Below are 19,640 nucleotides of genomic sequence, written 5' to 3'. Positions count from 1 at the left end.
AGCAAACAAGCGGAAGCAGCAAACAAGCAGAAGCAGCAAACAAGCAGAAGCAGCAAAACAAGCAGAAGCAGCAAAACAAGCAGAAGCAGCAAAACAAGCAGAAGCAGCAAAACAAGCAGAAGCAGCAAAACAAGCAGAAGCATCAAAACAAGCGGAAGTAGTAAAACAAAAAGCACCTGTTGCAAAAACAACAGCCGCTGAAACTGAAACAAAACAAGCGACAGTGATCGACTCATCAAGAAATGGTAACAAACATATTTACGATAACGACACATCAAGTGATGTCGTATCAGATATTAAAAATACAGTAAATGCAAATGTAGAAAATAATTTATTAGGGATTGCACAAAATTTCCACATTTTCGCAAATGAAGCAAAATGGACAGTTCATACGAACGGAAATGTCGCAATCGGTAAATTACTGAATACGCCTGCAAACTTTGGTACGAACCAACATAACCAAAATGATGCACAGTACGATGAGGCAAATAATAAAACGGATATTTCATACATTCAATCAATTGCACCAAAACAAAACTTAGCAAGCTCATCATTTGTAGAAGGTCGTCCAAATAAAATTGTTGTAGGGAAAGATATTAAAGTAGAATTTGATCAAAACAAAGATGCTATTCATGTGAATGGTAATAAAATGGATCATGCGAAAGACGTTTATAAAGAAACGACAACGACATATATCGATTTCAAAAAAGAATTTGCAGCATTAGCAGCGACTTCTAAACAATTAGCTAACACAGCGACAGAAGAAACAAAATTAGGTAAAGGCGCAGAACAAAATGGTAGCAACTATTACTTAGATTTAAGCAACTTTAGTCCAGTAGCTAAGACGAACACAATCGTATTAAATATTTCTGCAGATGAATTAGAAAAATCAGGGGACTTATTAATTTCTGGTTTAGCAGAAGGTACGAATGTAGTAATAAACGTTGACTTAAAAGGGAAAAAAGATTTCGTATTCGGACAAGGCATTAAATTAATGTACGGGACGACAGAACGTACGAATCATGAAGCAATCGTTTATAACGATGCGAACTTATTATGGAACTTCAACGATTCTACAAACGAAGCAGGCTACACAGGTAAAATTACATTAGCTAAACAATTCCAAGGAACTGTTTTAGCGACAGCAGCTTCATTATTTGCTAACTCAAACGTGGACGGTTCAATTATTGTAGATCGATACTTAGGTTCAAATGGTGAAACACACCGTTGGGATTACCAAGGTACAAAATTAACTGACGAACCGACAACACCGGGTGAAGAAACACCGACAACACCAGGTGAAGAAACACCGACAACACCAGGTGAGGAAACACCGACAACACCAGGTGAAGAAACACCGACAACACCAGGTGAAGAAACACCGACAACACCAGGTGAGGAAACACCGACAACACCAGGTGAAGAAACACCGACAACACCAGGTGAAGAAACACCAACAACACCAAGTGAAGATGATTCAAACAATGTGAATACATCTGTAAATGGTAACGATCCAACAGCTACTACTGTGTCACAAAACACAGCAAGTAATGAATCGACAACAACGAAAAATACGACAGCAAGCAACACAGCAACACAGCATGCGGGAACAAATGAAGCAGCGCAATCAAATACAGTTTCTGCAACAGGTCTTCCTCAAACAGGGGATGCAGCGGCAGCAACAACAGCAGCTGGTTTAGGTGCATTATTCATCGCCCTTATGGCATTCTTTAAAGGTCGTCGTAAAAACCGTTCTGCTAAATAATTTTAAATAAAATGATTGAAAACATCTCAGGAAATTATTTTCTGAGATGTTTTTTATAGGCGCACCATGTAGGTGACGTCGGGCTTACGTGGAGGAGAATCGTATTCGATATCTAGTTGTTTTTGAAAAAATCGTGCATTTATAATGTAACTATGCTAAGATAATTGCGTAAATGAATATTTCCTTCGGGGTAGGGTGAAACTCCCAATCGGCGGTTATAGTCCGCGAGCTTTCGAGCAGGATTCGGTGAAATTCCGGAACCGACAGTATAGTCTGGATGAGAGAAGGATCGGCGTCAAAGCAATGGGAGAAGCGTGTCTTTTTCTACTGCTTATTTGATGAGCCGTAAACCGAACCCCGTTCCGCAAATTGCGATGAACGGGCTTTTTTTTTAAAACTACATAGCATTTCTTCGGGGTAGGGTGAAACTCCCAATCGGCGGTTATAGTCCGCGAGCTTTCGAGCAGGATTCGGTGGAATTCCGGAACCGACAGTATAGTCTGGATGAGAGAAGAATGCGCAGAAAAAGTGTACAAACGTATGCTTATTTGTTGACGCATGAAACAGAAATCCCCTTAGTAAAACGTGGATTTCTGTTTTTTTATGCCCAAGAGATTGTTCGTAGTACCCTTACATTCATTTATCCTATTAGACAACTATGTAAAGTTGGAAAGGAGAATGGACATGTTTACAGGTATGATCGAAGAAATCGGCACGATTGAACGTGTACAAAAGCAAAGACAATCGATGACGCTTCAAATTCAAGGAAATAAGGTGTTAGAACATCTTCAATTAGGTGACAGTGTCGCAGTGAACGGTGTTTGTTTAACTGTGACAGAAATCGGTGCGACGTATTTTTTGGCAGATGTGATGCCGGAAACGTTTCATAGTACGAGCTTAGCGACAGTGAAGCGAGGAACACACGTTAATTTAGAACGTGCGATGTTGAATAACGGTCGCTTTGGTGGTCATATCGTATCCGGGCATGTAGATGGCGTCGCTAAAATTTTACGTAAGCGACAACTTGAAAATGCCGTGTACATTGATTTACAGCTTCCACAAACATTGACGAAGTATTGTGTGCCGAAAGGGTCGATTGCAGTTGATGGAACGAGCCTTACGATTTTTAACGTAACCGCAACGAGCGTGACGATTTCGTTAATTCCACATACGTATGCTTCGACGATTTTTAAAGAAAAACCTGTCGGCACAGCTGTTAATATTGAAACCGATTTGCTCGCTAAATATATCGAAAAGTTCGTACAACGACCATCGTTGACGCCGTCGTTTTTAGCGCAGCATGGATACTAGGAGGAACCGATATGCACACAATTGAAGAGGCTATTCACTATTTGAAAAAGGGCGGAATTATTATTGTCGTAGACGACGAAGACCGAGAAAATGAAGGGGACTTCGTTGCACTCGCTGAATATTGTACAGCTGAGACGATTAACAAGATGGCGACGTACGGAAAAGGGTTGATTTGTACACCGATTTCGACGGAGCTTGCACATAAATTAGCTTTACCACCAATGGTTGCCCATAATACAGACAATCACGAAACAGCCTTTACAGTAAGTATTGATTATAAGCAGACGGAGACAGGGATTAGTGCGTTTGAGAGAGCGCTGACGATTGAAAAATTAATAACGAGTGAGGATCCACAGGATTTTAGAAGACCGGGTCATATTTTCCCACTCATCGCAAAAGACGGTGGTGTTCGTGTTCGAAGAGGGCATACAGAAGCTGCCATTGAACTCGCAAAACTCGCAGGTGCTAAAGAAGCAGGCGTTATTTGTGAAATTATGAGTGCAGACGGACATATGGCACGCTTGCCAGAGTTACAACGACTCGCTGAAAAAATGGACTGTCCGCTCATTTCGATTGAACAGCTCGTTAACTATACGAATATGAAGGAGATTGGATAAAATGGGACAAACAATGGAAGCAAAATTAGTAGGAACAGGATTAAAAATTGGGATTGTAGTTGGACGATTTAATGAATTTATTAATACGAAATTATTAGACGGGGCATTGGACGGCTTGAAACGTCATGACGTCAAAGAAGAAAATATTGATACGATTTGGGTTCCGGGGGCATTTGAAGTACCATTTATCGCCAAAAAATTAGTTGAAAAAGGAACGTACGATGCGGTAATCGGGTTAGGGACCGTCATTCGTGGTTCCACGACGCATTATGACTACGTATGTAACGAAGCGGCGAAGGGGATCGCACAAGTCGGCCTACAATCGGGCGTACCGGTTATTTTTGGCATTGTGACGACAGAATCGATTGAACAAGCGATTGAGCGTTCTGGTACGAAAGCAGGGAATAAAGGGTATGATGCTGCTATTTCAGCAATTGAAATGGCCAATTTATGTGAGTTAATTGCTCAATAAATCGACATATAAAAAGAGCGAATACGAGAGAACGGACTTTTGAAAGTGAAACGCGTTTAAGCTGAATTTGACGGACGCTTTCATAGGGGATGGCTAAAGCTTCCTGCTGGTGCCTTTTGCTCAGGATTTCTCTTAGTAGACGCCGTCAAATTTTTGTTGAACCATCTTTTCCGGTATTGAATCGGTAAAGGTGGTTTCATTTTATTAAAATTCGTGTGTTATGACCGTAGTCGATGCGGGTTTGAACGACAACGTCATTTGTTATGCGTAAAAGCGATTCAACATAAAACGTTTCTATTATTTTTATTTCATATGGATTTTGTTCATCAAAAAACACTTCCAAAGATTTTATCTCTTTGAAAGTGTTTTTTTCTTTTTATGTTGGCTTAGATATTTGCGTCAGTTCCTAGTAAGCGTTCGCTCTTTTTTATTTCGATTAATAGCGTTTGTAACCTGTGAAATGATCTTTCCAATAAGCGCCTTGTACAGCATCGACTTGCACACCGTCTGAAGCGGCACTTACCATTTGTCCGTTACCGATATAAATACCGACATGCGAAATGCCCGCTTTATACGTATTAGAGAAAAAGACTAAGTCGCCTACTTGTGGTGTTGATACAGATGTACCTCCTGCATAAAGACCAGCAGCTGTTGCATAACCTAAGTTAGCACCTGCTTTTTGTGTAGCATAATAAATTAAACCTGAACAGTCGAAGCCACCAGGTGCTTTACCACCCCATTTGTACGGTGTACCAACGACACTAAGCGCAACACTTGCGGCCGTTGCCATGCTTGATGAAGCGGCAGGTGCTGTATTAGCTACTTGTGTAACCGTATTTGACGTTTGCGTTACACGTTTTTGCGTGGGTGTTTTCGTTACAGCAGCTGTTTTTGTGACAGTACCTGTTACTTTTAATGATTGCCCAGCATAAATAGTCGTAGAAGATAGTCCATTTAATTGCATTAATTTTACATAAGATGTGCCGTGTGCTGAGGCGATGCTTGATAATGTATCGCCTTGTTTGACAACGTATGTATTCGATGCAGCTGTTTTTTGTGTTGGTGTGTAATGTGCTTGCGACGTTTGACGATGCCCCCCGTCATTTGCCATAGCGGATGCACTTGTTGCACCTGCCGTAGAAAATAATAAGCCTGAAAGCGCGAGTGATGAGAAAAGTGCTGTTTTTTTATTCAAAGTAAAGTCTCCCTTAACGTGTTTTATTTTTTTGTTTTTTTAATACAAACAAATCATAACGCGAAAAAGAATGTTTAAATATTATACGTTTATGTAAAATAGATGACGAATCGTGTATTTTTTAACACCATTGATACATATGCAATATCGTCATCGTTTTGTCATGAAAATGCGATGAATTTGTGACGTGTTGTCATGAAGATTTTATGGTATGTGGGTATGGAGAATAGAAAAACGACCGAGGAGGTGAACTCTTCGGTCGTTTTTACAAGAGAATTAATAGAGCGTACCATTTTTAATTAGTCGTGCATACAAACAGATTTCGTATAGACGTATTCGCGAATACCTTCTTCTCCGTTTTCGCGACCGAATCCAGAATGCTTAATGCCACCGAAAGGCGTTTCTGCTTGAGAAATCGCCATTGAGTTAACGCCAACCATGCCGTATTCAAGCGCGGCAGAGAAACGTGAAATTCGTGCGATGTTTTTTGAGAAGAAATAAGAAGCTAAGCCGAATTCGGTATCGTTCGCTGCTTCAGCCACTTCGTCATCTGTATCGAATTCAATGAGTGGAATGACAGGACCGAACGTTTCGATATAGTAAATGTCCATATCACTTGTTACACCATCTAAAACGGTCGGTTCGTAAAATGGACCATTTGCGAATTTAGTATCTTCAGGACGTTTACCACCGACTAACACTGTTGCGCCTTTACTAGTTGCGTCTTTAATTTGATCTTCGATATGTTCACGTGCTTCTTCATTGATGAGCGGTCCAACGGTTTCATCTTCAATGCCGAGTCCAACTTTTACGTCTTTCATCGCAACGAGTAGTTTTTCTGTAAACGCTTGTTTCACTGATTTTTGAACGAAAATACGGTTCGGGCACGTACATACTTGCCCGTTGTTGCGGAATTTAGCGCGTACTAAACTTGAAACGGCTTGATCTAAGTCTGCATCATCGAACACGATAAATGGTGCGTGACCGCCTAATTCCATCGATACTTTTTTCAAAGTAGAAGCGGCTTGTTCATTTAAAATTTGTCCGACTTCAGTTGAACCGGTGAAAGTGATTTTTTTAACCGTATCATTCGATGTTAATTCTTTCCCGATATCGCTTGATTTCCCCATAATAATGTTTGCGGCCCCTTTTGGTAAACCGGCTTCCTCGAACAATTCAGCGAGAGCAAGAGCAGAGTAAGGGGTTGCGCTTGCAGGTTTTAAAACGACTGTACATCCAGCAGCGAGTGCAGGCGCGATTTTACGTGCAATCATATTCGAAGGGAAGTTCCACGGTGTAATCGCACCGACGACGCCGATTGGTTGGTGAACGGTCATGAAATGTTGACCGTTCGGGGCAGGGATGACGCGACCATATAGGCGACGTGCTTCCTCTGCACTCCAATGGAATGAATCTGCAGATGATTGTACTTCTGCTTTCGATTGAGATAGTGGTTTCCCTTGTTCGAGCGTCATAATAAGTGCAAGACGATCTAAGTTATTTTCGATTAATGTTCCGATGCGATGAAGAACAGATGCACGTTCTTTCGGATCTGTCGTAGACCAAGAAGTGAAAGCACCTGCCGCATAAGCGATCGCTTCAGCTGTTTCTTTCGTACCACCTTGTGCGATTTTCCCAATTACTTCACCTGTTGAGGGGTTTTTTACTTCAACAGCTTCATTTGAGCCGTCTACCCATTCACCGTTAATAAAAAGTTGGTTGTGTACTTCTGGAAATGTCATGTATATGTCCTCCTTAAAAACTCTTCTATTATAGGTCTACCACAAAATAACGTAAATAAACAGACAGAACAGTTAAATACGTATCCTTTTTACATAAAATAGGAAGAAACCTATAAAAAGATTCGAATAAAAATGTTCATAATGAACAATATGAACAATAAAAAAGACGCTGCCAAATGGCAACGCCTTTTATTTGAGATAGTGGACATGATGTCCGATATCGATTGTAACTAGATTACGCTTTTTTTCCTACAGACTTCATAATGAAGCTGAAGATTAAAATTAAAACGATTGTACCAAGTAGTGTTGGGAAAACGTAGAAGCTGCTTAATTTTGGACCCCAATCGCCAAGGAAGCTACCGATCCAAGCCCCAATAATACCTGCGATAATGTTCCCGATTACGCCACCAGGGACATCTTTACCAAGAATAAGACCTGCTAGCCATCCTAGAATACCACCGATGATAATGTACCAAATAAATGAAAACATAGTAAAAATCCCTCCTAATATTATGAAATGTTGTTCTTTATTTATATTCCCAACAGAAAAATAAATAAACATAGGTTATTTAAAAATGTTAAAAAAATCATTTAATTGGAATAAAAAGAAATCGTGAACGCATAAAAAAAACCCTCTTCAATGATCGAAGAGGGAAGGAGAATCTTATTTTAATCCTTGGTTATGTTCGGCACGGTATTGTGCTAAGTTTCCTGATACACCTGGTGTTGTAAGTGCATATGGGCTAAGAATTTTGTCGATTTCTTCAGGTGTGAAGTGACCGTACTCAACGCATAGTTCACGTACAGATTTACCAGTAGATAATGCTTCACGCGCAATGCGTGAAGAAGATTCGTAACCGATGTAAGGAGATACAGCTGTAATAATCCCGATTGAATTTTCAACGTAAGCAAGTAAGCGTTCTTTATTCGCTTTAATATCTTTCAAGCAATATTCAGTGAACACTTCAAAGACGTTGTTCATAATTTGAATAGATTGTAATAAATTGTATACGAGTACCGGTTCCATTACGTTTAATTCGAATTGACCTGCTTCTGAAGCCATTGAAATCGTTAAATCATTCCCCGCTACTTGGAAAGCAACTTGGTTCATCACTTCCAGCATAACAGGGTTTACTTTCCCTGGCATGATAGATGATCCTGGTTGACGTGCAGGTAATATGATTTCACCTAAACCAGCTGTTGGGCCAGAAGCCATCATACGAATGTCGTTCGCAATTTTAGACATGTTTAGCATACATACTTTTAAGACAGAAGATACTTCTGTGTATACGTCTGTATTTTGTGTACCGTCAATTAAGTTTTGTGCAAGGGCATATGGGTAGCCTGCATTTTTACGTAAGAAGTTAATGGCAAGTTCACGGTATTCAAGATCTGCGTTCAAGCCTGTACCGATTGCTGTAGCACCAAGATTGACAGAAAGTAAGCTTTCTTGTGCTGTTTTGATTCGTTTAATGTCACGACCGACAACTGCCGCATACGCTTCGAATTCTTGACCGAGACGGATTGGCACAGCGTCTTGTAAATGCGTACGACCCATTTTAATTACATCATCAAATTCTGCTGATTTTGCTTCAAATGTGTCTTTCATTTTTTTCATCGTTTTGCCTAATTTTTGAATCATTGAATGCGCAGCGATGTGGATTGCTGTTGGGAATGAATCATTCGTTGATTGTGCCATGTTGACGTGGTTGTTCGGGCTAATAATATCGAAGCGACCTTTGTCGTAGCCTAAAATTTCAAGTGCACGGTTGGCGATGACTTCATTCGTATTCATATTAATAGAGGTTCCTGCGCCACCTTGGATTGGATCGACGACGAATTGTTCGTGCCATTTGCCTTCGATAATTTCGTCACATGCTTCGATCATGACTTCAGCAGTAGATGGTTTTAATTGTTTCGTTGCAGCGTTGGCTTGTGCTGCAGATTTTTTTACAATTGCCATAGCACGGATTAATTCAGGGTGAATCGTATATCCTGTAATGGGGAAGTTAGCTAATGCGCGCATCGTCTGAACGCCGTAGTAAGCACTGTTTGAAATTTCTAATTCGCCTAAAAAATCATGTTCTTTACGTGTATCCATCGTTGTGTATTCAGCGGATTACCGCTGAAAGTCACCTCACTTTTAATTTATGTTTGTTTAGATGATTTCGTATTGAAATCGCTCATTTTACGAAATGAGTTGGAAATGCAATTTGATTCTATCCATACTGTAACGTCTTTTGAAAGCGTTTACCACTGTTAATTGTCATTCGATTAATATTCGGAAAATTCCGCCATCGAAAAAGGGTTTTTGTACGCTTATAGGGAATACAAGTATAACGTTATTTTATGTTGAAAGGGTGGGAAAAAGCAATGGATGTGATAATTGTAGGCGCAGGTTTAGCAGGCCTCGTAACAGCGACAGAACTTCTGGAAAGAGGGAAGCGTGTGTTGTTATTGGACCAAGAAGGACCGCAATCGTTAGGCGGGCAAGCGCATTGGTCATTCGGTGGATTATTTTTAGTAAATACACCTGAACAGCGGAGGATGGGCATTCGTGATACGTTCGAACGAGCGTGGAAAGATTGGTCACTTGCTGCAGGATTTGACCGTTTAGACGGAGAGGATTTTTTCGGTGAGCAATGGGCGAAGGCTTACGTATCGTTTGCGACGCATGAAAAGTATGCGTATTTAAAGTCGAAAGGGATTCGGTTTTTCCCAGTTGTCGGTTGGGCAGAGCGAGGGGCCATTTTAAAAGGAGGATACGGTAATTCTGTGCCACGATTTCATATTACGTGGGGGACGGGACCAGGCATCGTAGCACCGTTTAAAGAGGCCGTATTGCGTGCACAAAAAACGGGGCAATTAACGTACTTACCACGACATGAAGTGACGGCACTTATGATGAAAGAAGGGCGCGTGACGGGCGTATCAGGAAATGTGTTAGAAGAAGATTCGGCAGCGAGAGGAGAGGCGACGAACCGAATGGTCAAACAGTCGTTTCAATTAAAAGCGGAAGCGGTCGTTATTGCTTCTGGGGGTATCGGGGCTAATTTACAACTCGTAAAAGAAAATTGGCCAGCACGCCTCGGCAAACCACCTGAACAAATGCTTGCAGGCGTCCCGTCTTATGTTGATGGGAAGCTATTACAAATTGCGGAAGGACAAGGGGCAAAAATCGTTAATAAAGATCGTATGTGGCACTATACGGAAGGGATTCGAAATTATGCACCTGTGTGGCATGAACATGGCATTCGAATTTTACCTGGACCTTCGTCTATTTGGTTGGACGGAGCGGGGAAGAAACTACCCCATCCGAATTATCCCGGATTTGATACGTTGACGTCTTTAGAAGCAATTCAACAGACCGGATTTGATTATTCATGGTTTATTTTGACGGAACAAGTAATTGCGAAAGAGTTTGCGCTATCGGGCTCTGAGCAAAATCCGGATTTGACGGATAAAAGCATTCGATTGTTAATGCAACGTCTTCGTAAAGGCGCACCGGCTCCTGTACAACGTTTTGTCGATGAAGGAGAAGATTTCCTCGTCGCAACGAGCGTCAAAGAGTTAGCCGCGAAGATGAACGCGCTTACGCAAACAGAACATATCGACTTTTTAACGTTGAAAACGGTGTTGCAACAACATGATGCTACGATTTTAAATAAGGAAAGTGAGGATGCACAAGTTTCGTCTATTTATAAAGCGCGCCGCTACGTATCAGAAAAACTCATTCGAGTTGCGAAGCCACATGCCTTTTTAAGCCCAGCAAGTGGCAAACTCATCGCTGTTCGTCTACGTATTTTGACGCGTAAAACATTAGGCGGTATTCAAACGAATTTAAAGGGGCAAGTAATAGAGCAAGATGGTTCGGTTTTAGAAGGGCTTTATGCAGTCGGAGAGGCGGCTGGTTTTGGCGGTGGCGGAGTACACGGGTATCGTGCGCTAGAAGGGACGTTTCTCGGCGGTTGTATTTTTACTGGTTATACGGTTGGGCGTGCGATTCCATAATATATGATTAGGGAAATGAGATGAAGCCGTACCTGCGAAAAGCGTCGGCAGAAACGAAGAACAACAGACAAAAAAGACATGCATGATTTTATTCAAATCATGCATGTCTTTTCTTATTAACTAAGGTGTTGCCCCAGCCTCTTTTTTCAATAGAGGCGACCGAATCGTTTAAAGCTTAAAGCGGTCGACTTGTTGTTGTAAGTTTTCGACCATTGAATTTAATTCAACAGTAATGCTTAACATTTCTTCTGTAGAAGCAGCTTGTTCTTCCATAGAAGCCGCAATCGTTTGAGAACTCATATTCGTTTCTTCTAACGATTCAACGGTCGTATTCGTCGTCGTTACTAACTCGTGTGAATTTGATGCCATGCTTTGAATGTTGCTCGTTACAGAGGCTAAGTCGGCTTTGACATGTTCTACGAGGTTGACGATGTTTTGGAACGTTTCGCCTGCACCGTAAATCGTTGTGCTTTCGTCATCAATCTTTTGAACGACGTTGCTAATTGCGGTTACGGTTTGTTGCGAATCTTTTTGCATTTCATTAATAAGAGATGTAATCGTACTGGCAGACGTTGCAGATTGTTCAGCGAGTGAACGAATTTCGTCTGCGACAACGGCGAAGCCTTTTCCATATTCGCCTGCACGAGCCGCTTCAATCGCTGCATTTAAAGCGAGTAAGTTAATTTGGTCAGAAATGCCTGAAATCATTTTCGTAATTTGACTTACTTCTTGTGCGCGGTTGTTCATTTTTTCTGTAATCGTCAATGAATTTTTAGCGGTTTGGCTAATAATATCAATGCCTTCAACAGATTTTTGGATATTTTGGTTTCCTTCGATTGCAACGTTTGCAGCATGTTTCGTATCGTCCGAAATTTGAATCGTTGACTCCGAAATTTGTGTGATTTTTTCAGTTAATGAATGAATCATCGTTAAGTTTTGTTTCGCACCGGCTGTCGTTTGCTCTGTATTCGCTGCAATCTCCTGTACGGCACTCGTTACTTGATTCGTCGTATCGGTCATTTGGTAAACACTTTCTTTTAACGTTTCAGAACCATCGACGACATGTACCGTCGTATCATTGACTTGTGCGAGTGTCGAATGCAGTTCATGTTGCATTTGATTGAAACTGTCGATCAAGCGTCCTGTTTCATCGACGGCATTATTTTCAAGTGTGATCGTTAAGTCGCCTTCTGCCACTTCTTCCGTATGGTGAACGAGGCGGCTAATTGGACGTACGATACTACGTGAAATAAAGTAGGCTGCTGTCGTCCCAACCGCAATCGCCACAATTGCGGCAATCATAATATACAGCAGTAATTTATGATTTAACGTATCGATAAAATCAGCATCGGCATCAAGACCAAGAACAGAATCCGTTCCCGGAATTTGAATGAATGTTGAAATGTGTTTGCCGTAATCGTCTTTATAAATGTCGCTCACGATGAGGTCCGTTTGATCAAGCGCTCTCGCTTGGTCTTTCGTAAAGTCTAAAGCGGTTAAATAATCATCCGTATTGCTTAACGCTAAAATGACGTCTTTGCCATCTACTTTACTCATAACGTACGCATTTTCTAAATCATGTTCTTGCATAAAGGCATTGATTTTCGAACTGAGTTCATTATAAGCCTGTTTGTCTTTTTTCGCCTTGTTAATTAAATCGGCGTCAAATTCACTTTGGAATTTTTCCATGCTCAATTTTAAATTTGCTTCGTATTGTGGAATGATATTGTCATTCACTAAGTTGTTCGTAATCGTAAATAAAATCATTGATAATGCCGCAGTAATTAAAATAATTACACTTAAAAAAGAAGCGATAATTTTTTTGTTTAAAGATTTTTTTGATGTTCATACGAGTGATGCCTCGCTTTCGTTCGTATTATGAATATAAAGATAGTCGGTAAAATCTAATTGTAAAATGGATGTAAAATCGTCCACGTGCGCACATTTGTAAAAAATAACGGCAAATGTTTCATGACTCATCACCGGTAACTTACGGTAATCTAGCACGGTATAAAATTGGCGTTTTAGTCGTTCATGGTCAATGGCAACAATTTCATTTTCTTGTAATGTGACGTCTAGTGAAGCGCATGTGAACGCATAAAGTTGTTCATCCATTTGCTCGATAATCGTTGCCCAGTCCGGTTGTTTTTGTTCGATGAAATAATCGTACGAACAAATGTCATATGCGTAAAAACCGAGATCGGTCGTACCTTCACCGGCGAAGCGAAGCGGATTAATCTCAATCGGGATGATCGTGCCATCTTCGTTCATACGTAGCTCAATATGAAGCGGCATCGCAGGAATATGAAAGACGCCTTGTAATGTTTTTAAGTAGTTTGTCATCGGCATGAGTGCTTTTTGCAGTGTTTCTTTGCTCGTATAGTAGACGCGGTCACTCATGTCATGAGCATCTTTAAACGTACGTGTAAATAAATTTAAAATGACCGGCTCCACTTGTTCATTGAAATACATATCGATTGCATATTCTTGCCCCGAAATGTAGCTTTCGAGTAAAAAGGCACGTTCTGCTAAAGCAGGGAGCTCATGCGGCATGACGGTATTTGCCATCGTCGTATACAATTCGGCAATCGTTTCTTTGAACTGTGTGGCATTTTTAAGTAAGAAAACGCCGACGCTTGAATATCCTTTTGCCGGTTTAACGATTAATGGATACGGTAACGCTTCATAGTCCATCGTTTGCAATGTGTGTAACGTCACTTCTTGGAAGTAGAAGTGCGGATAATGTGCGGATAATTTTTTGCGGAAAGCAATTTTATCTTTGAAGATTTTAGCGGTATGCACTAATTGAGGGAATGTTTCTTCGTATGCCGTTTCAAATGTTTGGAAGGCGTTTTCAGAGTTCATGATGACGTGCTTCGTTAAAGGTTGACCTTCACCACGTAAAAATTGTCGATGCCTGAAATCATAAAGTGAAAATTGATTTTTTAATAAAGTTTCGTGGAGAAGTGGTGAAATGTATTTTGTATCTAAAAAAACATATAATAACTCCTTTTTACTATTTTATTCACGTTCTAAATACTTAGTTTTAAAAACATATAAATAACTTTATACCTATCAATATACCATTATACACGAATAAAAGACTACTGTTTACAATTAATTCGCCTTTTATTTACAAAAAATGCGTTCACTAAATGAAATTACGTATGGAATGACTTAAAAAGCAAACGGTAACGAGAGAATATATGGATAAAAGAGAAATAGCCATTCATTTTGAATATGAAAAGGGGAAAATATTATTGGGATAAAATAACAGAGTGTCGAAAAGGGGAAGCATACGTAAAAAAACACCGAACTGTCGAGTAAACAGTTCGGTGTTTATAAAGTGCTAAAACGTTCATTTAAATAGGAAGAGAGTTTTACGCTTCTTCTTTTAATTCGGTTTCAAGCATTGGTTGTAGTTGTTCGTATGGGATATACCCTACGAGGGGTTCATACATGGCATTGTTTAAAATAACGCGTGTATGCGGAATGCCCATTACCTCAAATTTCTCTGATAGTTCGGGATGCTCGTCGACATTTACTTTTAAAACGCGTACGTCTTCCATTTCTTCATCGATTTGTTCCAGTACGTTAGCGAACATTCGACAAGGACCACACCACGTAGCCCAAAAGTTGAGGACGACCATTTTATTAGTTGCGACTTGCGCATTGATTTCTTCTGCAGTTGTAACATGCACGATTGCCATGATCATTCTCCTTTTTGTTCAAAGTGTTTTTATCATAGCATTCGCGTATGTGCATTGCAAAATAACTGCTTATTTAAAGTTTAGTTTGTTCGCTGTAATGTACGTACCATCTGTTAGTTGGAAGCGAGGATAGCCATTGTCTGAATAACCGACTTCTTTAATCGATACGACTTGACCCGCAGCGAAGTCTTTGATTTTGCCTGTTAAATTAACCGTTTTCCATTGTGACGTCGCTTTGGCAAGCGTTAATTCACTCGGTATTTTCGTTCCGTAATAGTAAGACGTAATGTTTTTTACAACGGGTTGGACATTTAGCTTATTCGCTGTAATGTATTTGCCTGTTGATGTTTTTAAGCGTGGTGTACCACCTGCTGTGTACTCAATGCCTGTAATAGTGAAAAGTTGATTCACTTTGTATGATTTATAACGATTGCTCGTATCAAAATTCGTTGAATTGTATTCCCAAATGCCTGTTTTACTTACGACTTTTGCGGGAATGGTCGTCACGTAATTGTTGATGGAAGCAACGACTTTTTGTACCATGTTTTTGTTTGAAGAAATGTAACCATCCGCTGTGATGAGACGAGGAACACCTGTATCTGAGTAAGCGATGCCTGTTACGTTTACAATATCACCTACGTCATACGTTTTGCCTGTCGCTGTACTGCTGTTCATCGTCGTATCATCATAAATACCGGCTTCTTTTTTCACGATAATTTTTTTAGGGTTCGTGTAGTAGTAGTTATTGTAGCTTGATACGATTTTTTGAGCGTACGCTTTGTTTGCATTAATGTATTTGTTCGTCCCGATTTTCAAGCGAGGATAGCCCGTGCTTGAAAAGTCGATGCCCGTTACTTTTACGACTTGACCCGCAGCAACCGATCCATTCGCTTTTGATGCTGTAAATGAAGTCGATTTATACGTTACAAGATCTTTCATAATTTGTACGTAGCCAGGATTTACGAAGTGGAAGTTTTTGTAGTTAATTCCTGTTTTCGCTTGCTGTACCATGTTTTTGTTCGCGGTTACGTAGCCACGTGTCGTTTTCAAGCGAGGAACACCTGTGCTTGAGTAAGCAATATTTAGAACGTCTACAACCGTACCGGCAGTGTAAGATGTTCCTTTTTCTGTACTTTCATTCATTGTCGTACTGCTATAAATTTTTGCATCTTTTTTGAACAATACGTTATCTGGATTTGTGTAGTAATAATTGTCGTATGATGCAGTAATTTTTTGAACGAGTGATTTGCTCGCTGTAATGTATTTATTCGTCCCGATTTTTAGACGAGGATAGCCAGATGCGCTATTCACGATGCCGATTACTTTTACGACTTCATTTTTGTCGAGCGTGCCGGTTTTATTGCCAGCTGTTAAAGCAGTTGATTTGAACGTATCCACGTCTTTTAATAGTTGCACGTAAGCTGGTTTATTCGTCGCTGTATAATATTTTGAATAATCGATATCACTACCAGTTTGTGTCACCATATCGGATTTACCGCTAATGTCCGACAATTCTTTGCCTGCTTTTAGACGGTTCATATCGACATAGCCATTAATGCCTGACACAATCCCTTTGTCTGTATATTGCCATAAATCATATGTATAAGACGGAGCGGTTGAACCGTAACGAGGAATCCATACAAAATCTGCTTTTGACGTATCTAAATTTAATTTTGGATATAAGTGATGGGCAATGTATAAGCCAATTTTTTTGTCGGTATATTTGCGTAGCTCATCAACGTAAGCATTGATCACTTTACGCATTGACTCACCTGAAGTGCTCGTCATTTCTTCTACATCGATGACGTACATTTTTGCATTTTTATTTGCGCGGTTGTAAAAACTACGCGCTTCTGCACGTGCATCTGACGTAGAAACTGCTAAGCTATAAGAATACACGCCAAAGGGGACGTTGTTCGCAATGGCATTTTTTTCATACGTTTTATGCATCGTATCTTCAACAGAACTACCGTACTGTGTACGAATGATAGCGAAATCAACCGTTTTTGCGACTTTAGACCAGTCAATCGAACCTTGCCATTTGGACACGTCGATAATTTTTTCATCTGTTGAAAGTGTACGCAATCGATTGTTCGTTTGTGTCGTATCTGTCACGTACGGCGTTCCTTCCCATTCCACAGTACTATCGGGTTTTGCTGGGGCAAGTTCTTCTGCGTTCGCAGCGAGCGGAGCTGTAACTGCAGATGCCAATAAAGCCGCGATTGTTGCGGAGCGTACTATATTTTTCATAATTATTTGATCCTCCATTATTTTTATATGAAAATAGTATAGCAGATAAAAAAGACGGCTTTGTTTTATTTATATGACATTTGTATCTCAAATTGATTTATTTTTATTACAAAATAAAGCCAAAATGATGTGTGAATCATCAATAAAAGGTGAAAAAGGAAATAAAATAGGTATTTGATTTTAGTTAAGGAAAAATCAAATAGTTATAAAATACTTTCTTCTTATTACAGTAAATGAAAGAACTACGTAAAAAGAAGAATGAATGAAAAAGTACGAACTGTATCAAATGGCATGGAATCAAAAATAACTAGATTCATAGAACTATTCGACAGCATCATTAATTGAAATGAAAAATGAAGTTGGTATAAAATCTTAACTAAATAGGTGTTATAAGGAACTGAACTACGAAATTGAGCCAGTGAAAAGACATTTCTTTTAAAGGGAATTTAACGGACGCTTTTCTCAGGTATGGCTCCAACTCATTTTCTCGCAAGTAGCGAAAAAATACATAATAAAAATGACGCTGTCGATTGACAGCGTCATTTTTATTTACGTTAGGAGAATGTCCCAGACTTTTTTCTTTATTAATAGCGAGGGTTTTTCGCGAATTTTTTCACTTCAGGTAAAACGAATTCACCGATACGATCGACAATGCGCATCGCTTCGTCGAAAGGAATACCACCGAAATCAATTTGGGCCATGAAGCGGTCCATGCCGAAAAGTTCATGTTGGTATAACATTTTTTCAACAATCATGGCAGGTTCGCCGACCATTAAAGCATTCGTTGCGTCATTTGCCGCTTCTTCAACTTGATAACGAGGGTAGCCACTACCACGAATTTTTTCGAAACCAGCAGATAAATACGTTGCTGCTTGTGTAATCGATTGTGATCGGTCACTACCGACGTGGCATAAGCTCGCTGTTGCGAGAGGGAACTGAGATGCTTCAAAGCCGCTTCGTTGGAGTGCTTCGTAATACGCATCGACAGAAACTTGGAAGTTAATCGCAGGTCCGCCTAATGTCGTTAACATCATCGGAATGCCCATGTAGCCGGCTTTAATTGCCGAGCCAGGAGGTCCACCAACCGCACGCCAAATAGGGAGTTTGCCGTTTTGAGGTTGAGGTAAGATGTTCGCATTTTTCAGTTCAGGACGGAATTTCCCTGACCATGAAACGGGACCGTCTGCATCGTTTAGTTGTTTTAACAACGCGAGTTTCTCTTCAAAAATTTCTTCGTAATCGGCTAAATCGATACCGAATAAATCGTAGGCACCGACACGAGAGCCACGACCTGCGACGATTTCAGCACGACCGTTTGAAATTAAATCAATCGTTGAAAAGTCTTCATACACTTTTACTGGATCTTGGACGCTTAATACGGTTGCAGAACTTGCTAAGCGAATCGTTTTCGTCGCTTGTGCAATCGCACCTAATAGAACGGTATGTGCTTGCGTCGTGAAATAATCTTGGTGGCTTTCACCTAATGCAAACACATCGATGCCCGCTTGTTCGGCATACGTCGCTAATTGAATGATTTCTTGAATGCGTTGTTGTGCAGAAAGATGGCCATTCGCTTTATTAGGCATATAATCGCCAAGTGAATACAGACCAAACTCAAGTGCTTTTTGTTCATTCGTCATATGAATTACTCCTCAATGGTTGATAGTTTTTTCAAGATTTCTTGGCGTTTATTTTCTAAAAATGGTGGTAAGTCAAGTGTTTTACCCATGTCTTCAACGTTTTCATCGATTGTAAATCCAGGGCCGTCTGTTGCGACTTCGATTAAAATACCGTTTGATTCACGGAAGTAAATGCTCTTGAAGAAATAGCGGTCGATGACGTCTGAAACGTGGAAACCGGCTTCTTTAGCAGCTGCTAAAATATCACGTAATGATGCTTCATCTTTCGTACGAAGTGCTAAGTGATGAATGCTTCCTCTACCTGGCTTTTCACGGTCGCCTTGTTTTTCAATGACGAAAATTTCACCGACAGCAGAGCCTGCTGTTTGTTGGAACGTATGGTCAGCTGCTTTCGTGTAATTGAAAATGCCTGTTAATGTTTTTTCTAGTTTTTCAAAACGTGACACGGTTAATTCAACTGTACCCATCCCTTGAATTAAATGTTCGTCTGGAATTTCTTCGTGTGCGTATGGTTCCCAGAAATCTTCACGGTCGTCGCTTGCGATTAAATGCATGCGTAGACCATCTTCGTCTTCAAATGGAAGTGCAGGGCGTCCAGCGTAAGTCGTTATTGCATCGTGTTTGACACCGAATGTATCAAAACGTTGTGCCCAAAACGCTAAACTTTGTTCTGACGGTACGATGAGTGAAAATCCTGTAATAGCATTCGTGCCGCGGTGTGTTGCACCAGCAATCGGCATTTCAAAAAAAGTAATACCTGTCCCAGGTGTTCCTGTCGTATCACCGAAAAATAAATGGTACATCGTTGGTGAGTCTTGGTTTACGGTTAGTTTCACGCGGTGTAAGCCTAAAATGTGACGATAAAAATGATTGTTCGTGTTGGCATTTTTCGTAATCATGGAAATGTGATGATGCATGGGAATTTCC

14 protein-coding genes, 1 pseudogene and 2 riboswitches are annotated in these 19,640 nt (G+C 40.3%); of the genes and pseudogenes, 5 read left to right on the top strand and 10 right to left on the bottom strand.

Annotated features, from left to right (window positions below):
* The 4 genes and pseudogenes from KSHG_RS19330 to ribH all read left to right on the top strand — a co-directional run.
* The coding region (locus KSHG_RS19330) for a choice-of-anchor A family protein (protein WP_010306101.1) at positions 1-1,765 on the top strand (1,765 nt) is incomplete at its 5' end.
* Positions 1,766-1,942: 177 nt separating this feature from the next.
* Positions 1,943-2,058: riboswitch (FMN riboswitch) on the top strand.
* A 111-nt stretch (positions 2,059-2,169) separates the two neighbouring features.
* A riboswitch (FMN riboswitch) is annotated at positions 2,170-2,285 on the top strand.
* Positions 2,286-2,449: 164 nt separating this feature from the next.
* Positions 2,450-3,076 (top strand): riboflavin synthase, encoded by a 627-nt coding sequence (ribE, locus tag KSHG_RS10920; protein ID WP_010306099.1) that lies wholly within the window; start codon positions 2,450-2,452, stop codon positions 3,074-3,076.
* An 11-nt stretch (positions 3,077-3,087) separates the two neighbouring features.
* Positions 3,088-3,669, top strand: a pseudogene (gene ribB, locus KSHG_RS16875) (3,4-dihydroxy-2-butanone-4-phosphate synthase); the annotation flags it as partial.
* A gap of 25 nt (positions 3,670-3,694) precedes the next feature.
* Positions 3,695-4,165, top strand: coding sequence for a 6,7-dimethyl-8-ribityllumazine synthase (gene ribH / locus KSHG_RS10910; RefSeq protein ID WP_010306092.1), 471 nt, complete (start codon positions 3,695-3,697; stop codon positions 4,163-4,165).
* Positions 4,166-4,601: 436 nt separating this feature from the next.
* On the opposite strand, the gene KSHG_RS10905 is transcribed toward ribH, so the two are convergent.
* The 4 genes from KSHG_RS10905 to aspA form a co-directional block, all read right to left on the bottom strand.
* Positions 4,602-5,360, bottom strand: coding sequence for a C40 family peptidase (locus tag KSHG_RS10905; protein ID WP_010306089.1), 759 nt, complete (start codon positions 5,358-5,360; stop codon positions 4,602-4,604).
* Between the two features lie 299 nt (positions 5,361-5,659).
* Positions 5,660-7,102, bottom strand: a complete 1,443-nt coding sequence (locus KSHG_RS10900) for an NAD-dependent succinate-semialdehyde dehydrogenase (RefSeq protein ID WP_010306085.1) — start codon at positions 7,100-7,102, stop codon at positions 5,660-5,662.
* Positions 7,103-7,337: 235 nt separating this feature from the next.
* Positions 7,338-7,592, bottom strand: coding sequence for a GlsB/YeaQ/YmgE family stress response membrane protein (locus tag KSHG_RS10895; protein ID WP_010306081.1), 255 nt, complete (start codon positions 7,590-7,592; stop codon positions 7,338-7,340).
* A 174-nt stretch (positions 7,593-7,766) separates the two neighbouring features.
* Positions 7,767-9,203 (bottom strand): aspartate ammonia-lyase, encoded by a 1,437-nt coding sequence (gene aspA, locus KSHG_RS10890; protein WP_010306078.1) that lies wholly within the window; start codon positions 9,201-9,203, stop codon positions 7,767-7,769.
* 272 nt (positions 9,204-9,475) lie between these two features.
* Here aspA and KSHG_RS10885 point away from each other — a divergent pair, with 272 nt between their 5' ends.
* Complete coding sequence (locus KSHG_RS10885) at positions 9,476-11,113, top strand: FAD-binding dehydrogenase (RefSeq protein WP_010306074.1); 1,638 nt, start codon at positions 9,476-9,478, stop codon at positions 11,111-11,113.
* A gap of 168 nt (positions 11,114-11,281) precedes the next feature.
* Here the strand turns inward: KSHG_RS10885 and KSHG_RS10880 are convergent, their stop codons facing one another.
* The 6 genes from KSHG_RS10880 to KSHG_RS10855 all read right to left on the bottom strand — a co-directional run bounded on the left by KSHG_RS10880 (position 11,282) and on the right by KSHG_RS10855 (position 19,630).
* Positions 11,282-12,880, bottom strand: a complete 1,599-nt coding sequence (locus KSHG_RS10880) for a methyl-accepting chemotaxis protein (protein WP_010306072.1) — start codon at positions 12,878-12,880, stop codon at positions 11,282-11,284.
* A gap of 78 nt (positions 12,881-12,958) precedes the next feature.
* Positions 12,959-13,978 carry an ATP-grasp domain-containing protein gene (locus KSHG_RS10875; protein ID WP_010306068.1) on the bottom strand — a complete coding sequence of 340 codons (1,020 nt, stop codon included), beginning with the start codon at positions 13,976-13,978 and terminating at the stop codon, positions 12,959-12,961.
* A gap of 515 nt (positions 13,979-14,493) precedes the next feature.
* Positions 14,494-14,823, bottom strand: coding sequence for a thioredoxin family protein (locus KSHG_RS10870; protein WP_010306065.1), 330 nt, complete (start codon positions 14,821-14,823; stop codon positions 14,494-14,496).
* A 69-nt stretch (positions 14,824-14,892) separates the two neighbouring features.
* Complete coding sequence (locus tag KSHG_RS16870) at positions 14,893-17,073, bottom strand: DUF5776 domain-containing protein (protein WP_010306062.1); 2,181 nt, start codon at positions 17,071-17,073, stop codon at positions 14,893-14,895.
* Between the two features lie 584 nt (positions 17,074-17,657).
* Complete coding sequence (locus tag KSHG_RS10860) at positions 17,658-18,713, bottom strand: LLM class flavin-dependent oxidoreductase (protein ID WP_010306058.1); 1,056 nt, start codon at positions 18,711-18,713, stop codon at positions 17,658-17,660.
* Between the two features lie 5 nt (positions 18,714-18,718).
* Complete coding sequence (locus KSHG_RS10855; RefSeq protein ID WP_010306054.1) at positions 18,719-19,630, bottom strand: VOC family protein; 912 nt, start codon at positions 19,628-19,630, stop codon at positions 18,719-18,721.
* Between the last annotated feature and the right edge of the window lie 10 nt (positions 19,631-19,640).

It is taken from the genome of Kurthia senegalensis (assembly GCF_000285595.1).
In the GTDB taxonomy this organism is placed as follows: Bacteria; Bacillota; Bacilli; order Bacillales_A; family Planococcaceae; genus Kurthia; species Kurthia senegalensis.
The sequence above is the reverse complement of the archived record's forward strand: the minus strand, read 5'-3'. Positions and strand labels throughout refer to the sequence as shown.

Bases quoted from the DNA above. Each gene is read 5' to 3' on its own strand.
- KSHG_RS16870 (WP_010306062.1), bottom strand. From the start codon at position 17,073: ATGAAAAATATAGTACGCTCCGCAACAATCGCGGCTTTATTGGCATCT.
- KSHG_RS10900 (WP_010306085.1), bottom strand. From the start codon at position 7,102: ATGACATTTCCAGAAGTACACAACCAACTTTTTATTAACGGTGAATGG.
- ribE (WP_010306099.1), top strand. From the start codon at position 2,450: ATGTTTACAGGTATGATCGAAGAAATCGGCACGATTGAACGTGTACAA.
- KSHG_RS10875 (WP_010306068.1), bottom strand. From the start codon at position 13,978: ATGAACTCTGAAAACGCCTTCCAAACATTTGAAACGGCATACGAAGAA.
- KSHG_RS10855 (WP_010306054.1), bottom strand. From the start codon at position 19,630: ATGCATCATCACATTTCCATGATTACGAAAAATGCCAACACGAACAAT.
- KSHG_RS10870 (WP_010306065.1), bottom strand. From the start codon at position 14,823: ATGGCAATCGTGCATGTTACAACTGCAGAAGAAATCAATGCGCAAGTC.
- KSHG_RS10880 (WP_010306072.1), bottom strand. From the start codon at position 12,880: ATGATTTTATTTACGATTACGAACAACTTAGTGAATGACAATATCATT.
- aspA (WP_010306078.1), bottom strand. From the start codon at position 9,203: ATGGATACACGTAAAGAACATGATTTTTTAGGCGAATTAGAAATTTCA.
- ribH (WP_010306092.1), top strand. From the start codon at position 3,695: ATGGGACAAACAATGGAAGCAAAATTAGTAGGAACAGGATTAAAAATT.
- KSHG_RS10860 (WP_010306058.1), bottom strand. From the start codon at position 18,713: ATGACGAATGAACAAAAAGCACTTGAGTTTGGTCTGTATTCACTTGGC.
- KSHG_RS10895 (WP_010306081.1), bottom strand. From the start codon at position 7,592: ATGTTTTCATTTATTTGGTACATTATCATCGGTGGTATTCTAGGATGG.
- KSHG_RS10885 (WP_010306074.1), top strand. From the start codon at position 9,476: ATGGATGTGATAATTGTAGGCGCAGGTTTAGCAGGCCTCGTAACAGCG.